The 14,358-nt window shown below is 39.7% G+C and carries 15 protein-coding genes; all 15 read left to right on the forward strand.

The annotated features are described in order from the left end of the window. The first annotated feature begins 2 nt into the window (after positions 1-2). The 15 genes from VEHSUH06_RS01470 to VEHSUH06_RS01540 all read left to right on the forward strand — a co-directional run bounded on the left by VEHSUH06_RS01470 (position 3) and on the right by VEHSUH06_RS01540 (position 14,357). Entirely contained in the window at positions 3-530 is a 528-nt protein-coding gene (locus VEHSUH06_RS01470) for an OmpH family outer membrane protein (RefSeq protein ID WP_105097498.1), read from the forward strand. 31 nt (positions 531-561) lie between these two features. Beyond that, a complete protein-coding gene (gene lpxD, locus VEHSUH06_RS01475) occupies positions 562-1,593 on the forward strand; it encodes a UDP-3-O-(3-hydroxymyristoyl)glucosamine N-acyltransferase (RefSeq protein ID WP_105097499.1) in 1,032 nt (343 codons plus the stop codon). Between the two features lie 6 nt (positions 1,594-1,599). After that, positions 1,600-2,502, forward strand: a complete 903-nt coding sequence (locus tag VEHSUH06_RS01480) for a lysophospholipid acyltransferase family protein (RefSeq protein WP_105097500.1) — start codon at positions 1,600-1,602, stop codon at positions 2,500-2,502. Positions 2,503-2,765: 263 nt separating this feature from the next. Next, positions 2,766-3,605, forward strand: coding sequence for a UDP-3-O-acyl-N-acetylglucosamine deacetylase (gene lpxC / locus VEHSUH06_RS01485; RefSeq protein ID WP_105097501.1), 840 nt, complete (start codon positions 2,766-2,768; stop codon positions 3,603-3,605). After that, positions 3,602-4,027 carry a 3-hydroxyacyl-ACP dehydratase FabZ gene (gene fabZ, locus VEHSUH06_RS01490; protein ID WP_009352668.1) on the forward strand — a complete coding sequence of 142 codons (426 nt, stop codon included), beginning with the start codon at positions 3,602-3,604 and terminating at the stop codon, positions 4,025-4,027. Before lpxC ends, fabZ begins: the two co-directional genes overlap by 4 nt. A 20-nt stretch (positions 4,028-4,047) precedes the next feature. Next, complete coding sequence (lpxA, locus tag VEHSUH06_RS01495) at positions 4,048-4,860, forward strand: acyl-ACP--UDP-N-acetylglucosamine O-acyltransferase (protein ID WP_105097502.1); 813 nt, start codon at positions 4,048-4,050, stop codon at positions 4,858-4,860. Between the two features lie 221 nt (positions 4,861-5,081). Then, positions 5,082-5,918, forward strand: a complete 837-nt coding sequence (locus tag VEHSUH06_RS01500; RefSeq protein WP_105081426.1) for an LpxI family protein — start codon at positions 5,082-5,084, stop codon at positions 5,916-5,918. Beyond that, on the forward strand, positions 5,918-7,060 hold the full coding sequence (gene lpxB, locus VEHSUH06_RS01505) for a lipid-A-disaccharide synthase (RefSeq protein WP_105097503.1): 1,143 nt from the start codon (positions 5,918-5,920) through the stop codon (positions 7,058-7,060). Before VEHSUH06_RS01500 ends, lpxB begins: the two co-directional genes overlap by 1 nt. Beyond that, positions 7,053-8,783 carry a lipid A export permease/ATP-binding protein MsbA gene (gene msbA / locus VEHSUH06_RS01510; protein WP_105097504.1) on the forward strand — a complete coding sequence of 577 codons (1,731 nt, stop codon included), beginning with the start codon at positions 7,053-7,055 and terminating at the stop codon, positions 8,781-8,783. Before lpxB ends, msbA begins: the two co-directional genes overlap by 8 nt. 2 nt (positions 8,784-8,785) lie before the next feature. After that, on the forward strand, positions 8,786-10,090 hold the full coding sequence (locus tag VEHSUH06_RS01515; protein WP_105097505.1) for a 3-deoxy-D-manno-octulosonic acid transferase: 1,305 nt from the start codon (positions 8,786-8,788) through the stop codon (positions 10,088-10,090). A 55-nt stretch (positions 10,091-10,145) separates the two neighbouring features. Next, positions 10,146-11,258, forward strand: a complete 1,113-nt coding sequence (lpxK, locus tag VEHSUH06_RS01520) for a tetraacyldisaccharide 4'-kinase (RefSeq protein WP_105097506.1) — start codon at positions 10,146-10,148, stop codon at positions 11,256-11,258. A gap of 44 nt (positions 11,259-11,302) precedes the next feature. Next, positions 11,303-12,034 carry a 3-deoxy-manno-octulosonate cytidylyltransferase gene (gene kdsB, locus VEHSUH06_RS01525; protein WP_105097507.1) on the forward strand — a complete coding sequence of 244 codons (732 nt, stop codon included), beginning with the start codon at positions 11,303-11,305 and terminating at the stop codon, positions 12,032-12,034. After that, positions 12,035-12,853, forward strand: a complete 819-nt coding sequence (gene kdsA / locus VEHSUH06_RS01530) for a 3-deoxy-8-phosphooctulonate synthase (RefSeq protein WP_105081432.1) — start codon at positions 12,035-12,037, stop codon at positions 12,851-12,853. 11 nt (positions 12,854-12,864) lie between these two features. Further along, positions 12,865-13,836, forward strand: coding sequence for an SIS domain-containing protein (locus VEHSUH06_RS01535; RefSeq protein WP_105097508.1), 972 nt, complete (start codon positions 12,865-12,867; stop codon positions 13,834-13,836). Beyond that, positions 13,836-14,357: an HAD family hydrolase gene (locus VEHSUH06_RS01540; protein ID WP_105097509.1), complete on the forward strand. Its 522-nt coding sequence runs from the start codon at positions 13,836-13,838 to the stop codon at positions 14,355-14,357. Before VEHSUH06_RS01535 ends, VEHSUH06_RS01540 begins: the two co-directional genes overlap by 1 nt. The last annotated feature ends 1 nt before the right edge of the window (position 14,358 follow it).

Here is a 14,358-nt window from a genome sequence, read left to right on the forward strand (position 1 = left end):
TAATGAATAAACGTATTAAATCTTTAGTATTGAGTGCAACTTTAGTGGCTTCTATGGCGATTCTAGGTGGCTGTGGGTCCAATAATATCGGTTATGTTGATACAATGAAAGTAGCTAACAGCACTGAAAAAGGTATCGAGATTACTAAAGAAATTAACGCTAAAAAAGCTGAGTTGAACAAGAAAATTGAAGCTGCTGATGATGCTTCCAAACAAAACGTATATAACCAAGCATCTCAAGAGTTAACTGCTTTTACAAATGCAAAAGCACAAGAATACCGTCAATACCAAGAGCAAAAAATTAATGAGCTTGTAAAAGAGAAAAAACTTGATGTTATTATTGAAAAAGGTGCTGTTGTAGGCGGTGGCGCTGATGTGACTGAAGACTTGATCACCAAAATGGGTAAAGCATCTGAAGCTCAAATTAAAGAAGCTGAAGAAGCTGCGAAAGCTGAAGAGCAACAAGAAGCTCAACAAAACGCTCAACAAGCAGGTCAAGCTGCAGCAGCTACTACTGAAAGCGCACAATAATTAAGGATTATCACAGGGGGAGGAGTTTACCTTGGAAAAAACTTTACAGGAACTCGCAACATTGGTAGGCGGTCGCGTTGTAGGCGATGAGTCTATTGTCATTACGGAGACACGTGGCTTTGAACAAGCTGTTAAACAATCCATCACTTTTGCTATTGGTGAATATGTTGAACATATCGCATTATGCCAAGCGGGTGCTGTTATCGTTGAATCTGAAGTTAAAGATGTACCGATGGCACAAATCGTAGTTGATAATGCAAAAGCAGCATTTGCACAAGTGTTAGAGCTCTTCCATCCATTTGTTGTAGTGCCACGTGAAGTACATAGTACGGCAATTATTGGCGATAATGTAACTCTTGGTAACAATGTAGCCATTGGTGCCTATTGTGTTATTAATGATAATGCTGTTATCGGTGATAATGTGACGATTCGCCCTTATGTATATATTGGTCATAATGTGCGTATCGGTGAAGATTCCGATATTTATGCAGGTGCTATTGTTCATGAAAACTGTATTTTAGGTAAACGCGTTGTATTGCGCGCTAAAGCAGTTATTGGTGGCGAAGGTTTTGGTTTTGCTACGGAAAATGGTGTTCATACTCACATTCCTCAAGTAGGCAATGTTATTCTTGAGGATGATGTAGAAATTGGCTCCTGTACTACTATTGATAATGCTACAATGGGATCTACATTAGTTCGTCGTGGTACAAAAATTGACAATCTTGTTCACCTTGGACATAATGTTGAAATCGGTGAAGATTGCTTCTTGATTGCTCAAGTTGGTATTGCAGGTAGTACAAAATGTGGTAATCATGTAATCTTTGCAGGTCAAACAGGTTGTACCGGTCATATTACAATTGGTGATAATGTACAATTTGCTGGTAAAACCGGTATCACTGGTAATGTACCATCTAATTCCATCATGGCTGGTTATCCAATGAGACCGCATAAAGAGTGGTTAAAATTGGCGGCCTATGAAAATCGTTTGCCAGATATGGTGAAAACTGTAAAACAATTACAAAAAGAAATTGATGCTTTGAAAGCGCAGCTTAAGGAGAGCTAATAATCCATGTATAGGTTTATGAAAATCTTTAGTGCCTTTATTTGCTTATTACCTAAAGGTTTGCAATATGCTATTGGCACATTGCTTGGTGAAATTGCGTGGCTAGCGGTACCGCCAAAACGCAAGCGTCTAGCAATAGGCCAAATTCTATTCTGTAATATTACAGATGATCCTAAAGAAGCTCGTCGTATTGCTAAAGCTAGTACAACTCGCTTTGGCCGTATGATTATTGATGTATTGCGATATCCTGAAATTAAGGATGGCAAATACAAAGATATGGTAGAGTTTATTAATCGTGAGTACTTAGATGATGCTTTGGAAAACGGACGAGGAGCTATATTAGCGGCTGTTCATAGTGGTAACTGGGAATTGCTGGGCGGTGTACTCGCATCTGAAGGCTATCCATTGATTTCTGTAGCCATGAAACAAAATGGTGATGCAGACAAGTTTATCAATGAATATCGTCGTATTATGAACCAACATGTAACGTATAAAACTGGTGTACGTGAAATGATTAATGAACTTAAAAAGGGCGCTTTTTTAGGGCTTATCATGGATCAAGATCCAGGTGATGATGGTGTTCTTGTGCCATTCTTTGGTTATGAAACATTAACAGCTGCTGGTCCTGCTGTGTTGGCTCGTATGCAAGATGTACCTATTATCTTTGTGACAATACATTATAGTCCATACTCTGGAAAACATGAGCTTGAAGCTCATCCACCGATTTATGTAGAACGTACAGATGATAAAAAACGCGATATAGCTGTTACCACAACTCTACTTAATGAGTTTATAGAAGACTATATTAGACGTTATCCTGAAGATTGGTTCTGGCTACACAACCGTTGGAAGTGGACTCGTCGTTTCTATGGCGAACAAATAGAAACGCCACCAGATGTATACCAATAATAAATAATTATAAAGAGATTTTATTTATGTAAAAGTAGAAATATTCTAGATAGAACTGATTCCTACTACATAGATGAAATCTCTTTTTATTTTGGGAATTATTACGCAGTATTTAAAAATAAGCTATTATAATTTTAAAGAATAAGAATAGACTTTCAAAATAGCGTAATATGTGGTAAATTTCTTGTAACACCTATGCAAATAGGGTATAATACATATTGGTGTATAGTAAACGTGAATTCAGATTATGAAAGGACATTCTTATGAGTAAGCCCCAACAAACAATAGAAAAGGCTGTTTCATATCAAGGGATTGGCCTTCATAGCGGTGAACCAGTACATATGGTTTTCAGACCTGCACCTGAAGATACAGGAATTGTGTTTGTCCGCACGGACATTGAAGGTCAGCCTTCTGTGCGAGCACACATTGATAATGTGACGAACACTATGCGCGCTACCACATTGGAAAATGGTGAGGCAAAGGTATTCACTGTAGAGCATTTGATGGCAGCGTTCAGTGCTATGAATATTGATAATTGTTATATAGAAATGGATTCTCCAGAGCCTGCGGTAGGTGATGGCAGTAGTGCTGTTTTTATCAATCTTATTGAAGAGGCGGGCATTATAGAACAAGCAGCACCGCGTCATACATATAAAGTGACTCGATCCCATGCTATTTATGATGGAGACCGTTTTGTTTTGATTTTGCCGTATGATGGCTATCGTATGACATTCACATCCATCAACAGTCATCCGTTGCTTGGCACACAACAATGTGACTTTGAAGTATCCCCTGAATATTTTAAAGAGCATATTGGATCTGCTAGGACTATCGGATTTATTAAAGAGTTAGAACAATTACAGGCTATGGGCCTTGCTAAAGGTGGCAGCCTAGATAATGCATTAGTTTATGATGATGAGAAATGTTTATCTGTACCACGCTTTGATGATGAATTAGTTCGTCATAAGGCGCTAGACGTTATAGGTGACTTATTCTTATTAGGACCAATAGAAGGTCATGTAATTGCTTTGAAATCGAGTCATGAATTAAATTCTAGATTGGCTCGCAGTATAATGGAAGAAATAAGGGAGACACAGCCATGATTCTTAATCACGAAGATATTTTAGAAATTTTACCTCATCGTTACCCAATGCTTTTGGTAGATCGAATTGTTGAGTTAGAACCTATGAAACGTGCTGTGGGCATTAAGAATGCTACATTCAATGAATTGTTCTTCCAAGGTCACTTCCCAGGTAACCCAGTAATGCCAGGTGTATTGCTTACAGAAGCAATTGCTCAAGTTGGCGGTATTGCTTTATTGTACCCAGAAGAAAACCGTGGTCTTACTCCGATGTTTACAGGTATTGATAAAGTACGTTTCCGTCATCCAGTAAAACCTGGTGACCAAGTGCGCATGGAAGTTGAAATCGTAAAAATTAAAGGTAAGATGGGCAAGGTTGAAGGCCGTGCCTATGTAGGCGATAAATTGTGCGCTAGTGGTGAATACATGTTTGCCCTTGTATAATAGAATGAGGAGTGATTGTAGTGATAGTTGTAGGCATGGAAAATGCAGAATCCAACATCCATAGTACAGCCATAGTCCATCCAAATGCTAAATTGGGCAAAGATGTAATCGTAGGCCCCGGAGCTGTAATCGGCGAGAATGTCGAAATTGGCGACGGCACAAAAATTGGTGCAAATGTTGTAATTGGTGGTTGGACAACCATTGGCAAGCGTTGTGAAATTTATCCGAACGCATCTATTGGGTTGGAACCTCAAGATTTAAAATTTAAAGGCGAAAAAAGCTATTGTAATATTGGTGATGAAACGGTTATTCGTGAATTTGTAACTATTAGCCGCGCTACTGGAGAAGGTGAAGAGACACGAGTAGGCAATAACTGCTTGCTTCAAGCATGTACACATGTGGCTCATAACTGTATCGTTGGCAATAATGTCATTATGAGTAACTGTGCAGGTCTTGCTGGTCACGCTATCGTTGAAGATCGTGTGGTAATTGGTGGTCTTGCTGGCATTCATCAATTTGTTAAAATCGGTCGCAATGCAATGGTTGGCGGGATGGCTAAGGTAGTACAAGATATTCCACCTTATGTTATCGCTGATGGTCAACCTGCACGTGTTATCGGTCTTAACTCTGTTGGTTTATCTCGTGCAGGTATTTCTGAAGAAGTACGCCGAGATTTGAAACAAGCTTTCCGTATTATTTATCGCTCTGGATTTAGTTTGTCCAAAGCTATTGAAGAAATGGAAATGCAACTTGATTCTTCCGTAGAAATTGAAAACTTATTACGCTTCTTGCGCAATGCCGATCGTGGTATTATGCGTACACGTCGCGACTAAATTTAAGGACCTCGTATTATGTACGAGGTCTTTTTTGTGGGCTAAAAATATCTGATAAAATGATGAAGAAAAGGGCATAAACCGTGGTGTTTTAATGGTAAAAAGTGGCTATTTATAGTACAATATATTGTATATGATTATGTCTTTTTCTAGTCAAATCATTATAAATTTGAGATTACTAATTGATATATAGGCCATAGAGCCATCTAGGAGGTAAAGTCTTGGCAAAGGTAGGATTAATTGCGGGCATTGGTGCTTTGCCTGTAGAATTCATGCGCGCCGCTCATGTTTTAGGCCACGAAGTGGTTGTTATCGGTGTGGTACCTGATATTGACCCAGCTTTGAAAGCTGAGGCCGATGCTTTCTATGATATTAGTGTTGCTAAACTAGGTAAAATCTTCAAGACCTTAAAAAATGAAGGTGTTGTTGAGTTAACTATGTTAGGCAAAGTAACTAAGGAAATACTCTTTAAGGGGCTTAGCTTCCCCGATTTGAAAACACTAGGTGTTCTTAAACGGTTAAAAAATCGCAAGGATGATACAATCATGCTTGCCATCGTTGATGAAATTGAAAGAGAAGGCTTTAAAGTATTAGATCAGACAGTATACTTAAAACCATTTATGCCTAAGGTCGGTGTATTTACAAAAGCACAGCCAACAGAAGAACAATGGGCTGATATATGCTTTGGCTTTGAATTAGCGAAACAAATGGGCGGCCTTGATATTGGGCAAACTGTTGTTGTTAAACACAAAGCGGCGATGGCCATTGAAGCCATTGAGGGTACTGATAAGTGTATTTTGCGCGGTGGTGAGCTTGGCCGTGGTGAGGCTGTTGTAGTAAAAACAGAAAAGCCCAATCAAGATGTGCGCTTTGATGTGCCTGCAGTGGGTATAAAGACATTGATGTCTATGATTGATAGCGGCTGTAAAGTGCTCGCTGTTGAAGCGGAAAAGACTATTTTTGTACAACAACAAGATGTTCTTGATATGGCCAATCGTCACGGTATTGTTATTTGTGCTGTAGACCAAGAATTTGTAAATTCCAGAAAGGATGCATAATGAAAGTCATGTTTTCTGCCGGTGAAGCATCCGGCGATACTCATGCGGCAAGTGTTGCCAATGCATTGAGAGAAATTGATCCTTCTGTAGACATGTTTGGTATGGGCGGCACCTTGATGGAACGCGCTGGTGTTCGCATTGTATATGACATTAAAAACCTTGGCGTCATTGGTATTGTTGAAATTGTAAAATCATTACCAAAATTCTTTAAATTACGGACGTACTTAAAACGCGTCATGATGAAGGAGAAACCGGATATTCTCGTTTGTGTAGATTATCCTGGGTTTAATATGAAACTTGCTGCTGTAGCACATGAATTGGGGATTCCCGTTCTTTATTATATTGCTCCCACAATTTGGGCCTGGCACAGTAGTCGTGGTAATACGATTCGCAAGTATGTAACAAAGGTTGCATCTATATTTCCCTTTGAAGCTGAAGCATATCGCAAATATAAATGCGATGTAGAGTTCGTGGGCCATCCCTTATTAGATATCGTACATCCTACGATGACTAAAGAGGAGGCTGAAGAATACTTTGGGGCTCGTAAAGACGCTAAAAAGGTATTGCTCATGCCTGGTAGTCGCAAGCAAGAGGTTTTATCTTTACTTGACACGATGTTAAAAAGTGGTGAGCAATTGATGGCAAACCATAAAGACATTCAATTCTTTTTGCCTCGTGCACACACCATCGATCGCAGTGAGTTAGAAACTTTCATAGATGCTCATAAGGTGCCTGTTACGATTACAGAAGACCATACATATGATTTGATGCAAATTTGTGATGTGTGCCTTGCCGCATCAGGAACTGCTACGTTGGAAACGGCTATGATGGAATTGCCAACTGTATTATTGTATCGCGTATCTCCCATAACGTATGGTATTGGTAAGATGGTGGTCAATGTAACACATGTAGGATTACCTAATATTGTGGCTGGTAAAGAAGTAATTCCTGAATTATTGCAAGATGCTGTTACACCAGAGGCGATTGTATCCTTAGTAGAACCACTCATTAGTGATGTAGAAAAGAATGAAGCTATGCGTAGCGAATTACGTGAGGTACATCATAAATTAGGCGAGCCTGGTGCTGTAAAACGAGTAGCACATCTTGTATATGATCTCGGTAAGGAGAAATGTAATGAATAGTTATTCTAGGCTCTTATATTTTGTAAAGCCTTATTATAAGCGCATGATTTTTGCAGTGTTCTGCATGATTGTCGCTGCTGCTGCCTACCTGGTAGTGCCTTGGCTAATTAAGAACGTAGTTGACCAAGTATTAGACGAAAAGAATATGTTTATGTTGAACCTTATTGTAGGGGCAATCATTCTAATTTTCTTAATTCGTGGTTTCGCTACTTATGGTCAAACTTACAATATGTCTTATATTGGACAACGGGTAATTATCGATGTACGAGAGTCCATCTTTAATCATTTACAAAAATTAAGTTTATCTTACTTTGATCGACGCAAGACAGGCGTTATTATGAGTAATCTTACGAATGACGTTGCTGCCTTGCAAACCGCTGTTGTAGATAATTTGATTTCCTTTATTACTGAATCCGTAACACTTATTGGTTCCTTGGTGTCTATGCTTCTTATCGACTGGAAATTGACCCTCGTTACCTTTATTACAGTACCAGTGGTATTGGTGATTATTAATGTGTTTGGTAAAAAGCTTCGCGTAGCAGGTCATGACGTACAAGGTCGTGTAGCTGATATTACAGCACTTTTACAAGAGGTTATTAGTGCAATTCGAGTTGTGAAATCCTTCGCTCGTGAAGATTTTGAGCGCCAGCGTTTCGAAGATGAAAACGATCGTAACTTTAGAGCTGTTATTAAGGCTACTAAATTGACTAGCTTACTAAGCCCAATGGTTGAGTTCTCTGCAGCTATTGCTGTAGCAGTTATTCTTTGGTACGGTGGTTATTCCGTAGTAACTGGCACAATTACGGCTGGTTCTTTAATTGCATTCTTGATTTATGCTATTAACTTGTCTAATCCTGTAAAACGATTGAGCCAAGTATATGGTAATATTCAAAAGGCCTTGGCTGCTGCGGACCGTGTTTTTGAAATTTTAGATACTAAGACGGATGTAGTAGAAAAAGCTGATGCCATTACATTGCCTCATATTAAAGGTGATGTTGAGTTCAAAGATGTGTCCTTCTCCTATGATGGAGAAAAGATGGCACTAGAAAACTTCACCTTGTCTGTTAAGGCTGGTGAAAGTGTAGCCCTTGTAGGTCCTTCTGGTGCAGGCAAGACTACTTTGGCAAACTTATTACCTCGTTTCTATGATGTTACAGGTGGCTCAATTACTATTGATGGTTACGATATTAAGGATGTTACTTTTAAGTCCTTGCGCGAGCAAATCGGCCTTGTACCACAAGAAACTGTATTGTTCAACGCTACTATTAAAGAGAATATCTTGTATGGTCGTTTGGACGCTACTGATGAAGAGGTATATGAAGCGGCTAAGGCTGCTAATGTGCTTGAATTCGTTGAAAAGATGCCTGAAGGCCTCGATACTATCGTAGGCGAACGAGGCAGCTCCTTATCCGGTGGTCAGCGTCAACGCGTTGCTATTGCACGGGCTATTTTAAAAGATCCTCGTATTCTAATTTTAGATGAAGCTACATCTGCATTAGATACAGAGAGTGAAAAACTTGTACAAGAGGCACTCGATCGCCTCATGAAAGGGCGTACAGCATTTGTTATTGCCCATCGATTGAGCACTGTTCAAAATGCTCATCAAATTGTTGTACTTAATCAAGGTCGCTTGGTAGAGCAGGGGACTCACCAAGAGCTATTAGCTGTTGACGGCGGATTGTACAACCATCTCTATTCCGTTCAATTCTCCCACAAAGGATAACCATGTACTGGATATATAATGTATTGCTCATAATCTATTGGATTGGCTTGATACCGGTTATTTTATACCGACTTGCCTTTGAAGAAGGTTTCTATGAGCGTATTAAACAGAGTGCAGGCTATATGCCAGCCTCACTATTAAAGAAAATTGAAGGCCGTCGTGCCATTTGGATTCACGCTGCTTCTGTAGGGGAAATTGTGGCTACTAGTCCATTGGTAAAAGAGGTTAAAAAGGAATTTCCTGAAGCTGTCGTAGTTGTGTCTGTTGTTACTGCAACAGGTCATGCTATGGCACATCGTATCATTCCTGAGGCAGAAGGGATTATTTTCTTCCCTTTAGATTTGCCATATTTAACTCGTAAAATTTTGCATATTATTAAGCCAATTACTATTTTGCTTGTAGAAACTGAGATCTGGCCTAACTTCTTGCGTATTGCTCAATCGGAAAATATTCCGGTTATGATGGTTAACGGTCGTATTTCTGACCGCAGTATGAAACGCTACAAGTATATTAGCGCTTTCACCCGCGAAATGTTGCGTTCCATCGAGCGTTTCTGCATGCAATCTAAATTTGATGCGGCTCATATTGAATGTTTAGGTGCTCATACACCAGATATTACAGTAACAGGCAATATGAAATATGATCAAACTTATGCCACTGTATCAGAAGAAGAAAAACAAGCACTTCTTGATGAATTTGGCTTTGGTAATAATCATCCAATCATCATCGCAGGCAGTACACATAAGGGCGAAGAAGAGACTATTTTTGAAACTTTCATACAGGTTTTAAAAGAATATCCACAAGCTCGATTATTAATTGCACCTCGTGAAATCTATCGCGGCCATGATATACAAAATCTTGCTAAACGTTATGAATTGAGTGCAATTTGCCGTAGTGATATGAAAGAACCTGTGCATGAAGGGATTCCTGTTGTTATCTTGGATACCATCGGTGAGCTCGGTCGTCTTTATAGCCTAGGGGATATCATCTTTGTAGGTGGTTCTCTTGTGAAGACTGGGGGCCATAATATTTTGGAACCTGCTGCACATGGTAAGCCAATTTTAGTTGGCCCACATATGTTTAACTTTAAAGAAATCTTCGCACTGTTAAATTCTCGTGGAGCTTGTGAACAAGTGAAAAATGGCAAGGCCTTAACAACTATGGTTTTACGCCTATGTAAGGATAAAGCACTAGCGGAAGAAATGGGCCGACATTGTCTTGAGATCATTCAAGAAAACCGTGGTGCTACACAACGTAATACACAAGAATTACGTTTGTTATTTGAAAAACATCAAATTATTCCGTAAGACTATATAATTCGTTTCATTACTCTATCATATTAGATAATCGGAGGGGTCACCTATGAGTGGGGAAGCATTATTCAAATCCATAGTTAGTGGTGAAAATCAATCCATATTAGGTGATATAGCTCGTTCTAGCTTAGGCTTTTTAAGTAAAGGTTATGAGAAGGCTGTATCCATGCGCAATGCTAAATTTGATGAAGGCAAAGGCGTTACAAAAGTTACAGTACCTGTTATCAGTGTTGGTAATATTACGGCTGGTGGTACTGGTAAAACACCGATGGTACGATTTATCTGTGATGTACTCACCCAAAAGGGCCTTCATCCTACGGTGCTTAGTCGTGGTTATCGAGCAGAAGATAACAAGAAGAATATCATTATTTCTAAAGACGGCACAATGCTTGTAGAACCAAGTATTAGTGGTGATGAAGCTTGGCTACTTGCAAAGGTTTTGCAAAAATCTAATGTTATTATCGGTCGTGAACGATCAAAATCAGCAGAGATTGCTATTAATGAACTCGGAGCTGATTGCCTTGTAATGGATGATGGATTTCAACATCGCGCATTAGCTAGAGATATTGATATCGTGCTTATCGATGCGTCTAATCCGTTTGGCTATGACCATGTATTACCACGTGGTTTATTGCGTGAACCACTCAGTGGTTTACAACGGGCTCATATCATTGTCCTTACGAAGGTAGATCAAGTGGCACCAGGTATTGTGTCGGGTATTCGTAAGCGCTTATCTCAGCTGGTTCCCAATATACCTGTCTATGAAACTACACATAAGCCTCAATTTATGTATACCTTGGATGAGTGGGCTAATGGTACTGCTGGTGCTCCTGTAGACTCCTATAAGGATCAGCGTATTATGGCAGTTAGTGGTATAGGTAATCCACACTCCTTTACGCAAACTTTGACTGATGTGGGATATAATGTGGTTCATACTTTGCCGTTTGGTGATCACCACGACTTCACTAATGATGATGTAGTAGACATTTGGAAAGAAGCGTTTGCTCATCAAGCTGATGCAATTTGCATTACAGAAAAGGATGCGGTGAAGTTGAGTCAATTGCATGCAATCGAAGACTTGAAAATACCGATTCTAGTGCTATCCATAGGGATTGAGTTTATTTCTGGAAAACAAGAATTCATAGAAAATTTAGAGATTTAGTGTATAATAATAAGATACACGAATAACAGAAATGGGGTTTTATTGTGAAGTTTGGATGTGTCATTCCTGCCCGTTATGGTTCTACTAGATTACCTGGTAAACCATTAGCTGATATTGCAGGAAAGCCGATGATTGAACGTGTTTACGATAGGGTGTCTCAAGCAACAAAAACGGCATGTACTATTGTTGCTACTGATGATGACCGCGTTTATTCTGCAGTTCAACAATTTGGGGGAACTGTTATGATGACAGACCCTAATCATCCGACAGGGACTGATCGATTAGCAGAGGTTGCTAGTCATTATACTGACTTAGATGTAGTTATCAATGTCCAAGGTGATGAGCCTATGATTGAGCCAAACCTTATTGATGACTTGGCACATCTATTTGAAGAGGATCCAAACTTACAAATGGCTACCGTAGCCACTCCTTTATTAGAGGAGGAATACGATGAACCGTCAGCGGTAAAGGTTATTTTAAATAATTGCAATGATGCGATGTATTTTTCAAGATCTTTAATTCCCTATCCTCGCCATGATTTTGTGCGAACTCCATTAAAACATATTGGTATCTATGCGTATCGTAGAGACTTCTTATTAAATTACGCTAAGATGGAGCCAACTGCTGCGGAGCAAACAGAATCGTTAGAGCAATTACGCGCTCTTGAAAATGGCTATACTATTCGTGTTATTCTTACAGATAAACGATTTATCGGTGTAGACACACCGGAAGACTTAGCTCGTGTAAATGCAATTTACGAGCAAGAGGAGAAATAAATGAAAACAGTTCAAATTAAAGATATTACAGTAGGCGGTGGCAAAGGCTTATTCGTTCTTGCTGGACCATGTGTTATCGAGGACTATGATCGCACATTAGCCATTGGTAAACGTGCAAAAGAAATCTGTCAGCGTTTAGGTGTTCCATACATCTTTAAAGCATCTTTCGATAAAGCTAATCGTTCTAGCTTTGGCTCCTTCCGTGGCCCAGGTCTAGAAGAAGGTTTAAAAATGCTCGCTTCTATTAAGAAGGAACTCAACGTACCAGTTGTAAGTGATATTCACTCTATTGAGCAAATAGAGCCTGCTGCTGAAGTATTAGATATTCTTCAAATTCCAGCTTTCTTATGCCGCCAAACAGACCTTGTCTACGGTGCCGCTAAAACTGGTAAATGCGTAAATGTTAAAAAAGGCCAATTTATGGCACCTAAGGACATGGAAAATGTTCTTAATAAAATGAAAGAAACAGGTAATGAAAATCTTATGCTTACAGAACGTGGTTTTAGCTTTGGCTATAACAACCTCGTGGTAGATATGAGATCCTTCCCAATCATGCGCTCTTTCGACTATCCTGTAATTTTTGATGCTACTCATAGTGTTCAATTACCAGGTGGTGCAGGTACTAAATCTAGCGGTAATCGAGAATTTGTACCTAACTTGGCTCGCGCAGCTGTAGCTAGTGGCGTAGATGGCTTGTTCTTTGAAGTGCATGACAATCCAGAGGAAGCATTATCCGATGGTCCAAACATGTTGTATTTAGATCAATTCGAAGCTGTGCTTCGCGATTTAGTAGCTATTGATAAAATCGTAAAAGGTTAGGGGCGGTATTTGTGACTATTTTAGAACAAGCTGCACAAGTGCTTCATGAGGAAGCTCGTGCTATAGAAGAATTAAGTTCTCGTTTGGATCACAACTTTGTAAATGCTGTAAATATGATTTTGGCTTGTAAGGGTCGTGTAGTATGTACGGGAATGGGTAAATCTGGTCATATTGGCCGTAAAATTGCGGCTACCTTGGCAAGTACAGGGACTCCAGCATTATTCATGCATCCTGGTGAAGGCGTACATGGTGATCTTGGTATGATTACAGAAGATGACGTAGTATTAGCCTTTTCTAATAGCGGTGAAACTGGTGAAATCATTAGTATTTTGCCTTCCTTGCGTCGCATAGGTGCAAAATTAATCTGTGTTGTAGGGAAACCGGAGTCTACATTAGCTAAGAATTCCGACATCGTATTGTTGGCTGAAGTAGAACGTGAAGCCTGTCCACTAGGATTAGCGCCTACTACAAGTACTACAGTTGCGTTGGCACTAGGCGATGCATTAGCTGTATGCTTATTAGAGCGTCATCATTTTACACCGGAAAACTTTGCTGTATTCCATCCAGGTGGTTCTTTAGGTCGCAAGCTGTTGCTGACTGTGGAAAATATCATGCACGGTGGTGAAGATAATCCTACTGTATTTAAAGGTGCTACTGTTCGAGATGCACTCTTTGTAATGACAGAAAAAGGATTGGGCGCTACTAATGTAATCGATGAAGAAGGTCACTTATTAGGTCTTGTTACTGATGGTGATGTCCGCCGCGGTCTTGATTCTGGCAGTAATTTCTTAGAATGGCCTGTAGAGGATATGATGACTGCTATGCCTCGCACAATTACTAAGGACAAACTGGCTGCTGAAGCTCTTCACTTGATGGAGAAAAATCAACCACGTCCAATTACTGTACTACCTGTTGTAGATGGCAATAATGTATGTCTTGGCATTGTTCATATTACGGATTTATTGCGTAGAGGCATTGTATAATGAATATTCAATGGATTGTTCTCGATGTGGATGGCGTTTTATCTGATGGATCTCTCGTTTATACATCGAGTGGAGAAGAGCTGAAATCTTTTTCTGTAAAAGATGGCTTAGGCTTAACAGCGGCTCGTAAATCAGGGATTAAACTTGCAATTATTACAGCTCGTATTTCTCCTATGGTTGAGCGTCGTGCTAAGGAGCTTCACTTTGATGCACTCCTTATGGGCCATGCTAATAAAACAGAAGCATTAAGAACTCTCTGTACAGAACATCAAATCGACTTAAAGACGATTGCATACATGGGAGATGACCTCAACGATTTGGGGGTTCTTCAAATAGTTGGTTTACCAATGGCGCCAAATAATGCGGTACCAGAGGTAAAACAATTAGCAAAATTTATTTCTACTGTTAATGGCGGTCAAGGTGCCGTAAGAGAAGCTGTAGAGTATATCTTGAAAAATCAAGGGTTATGGGAAACTGTCGTAGCAGACTATGCACGAGAGGCCCATGCTCATGGACAATAAA

The organism is Veillonella sp. S13053-19 (genome assembly GCF_002959835.1).
In the GTDB taxonomy this organism is placed as follows: domain Bacteria; phylum Bacillota; class Negativicutes; order Veillonellales; family Veillonellaceae; genus Veillonella; species Veillonella rogosae.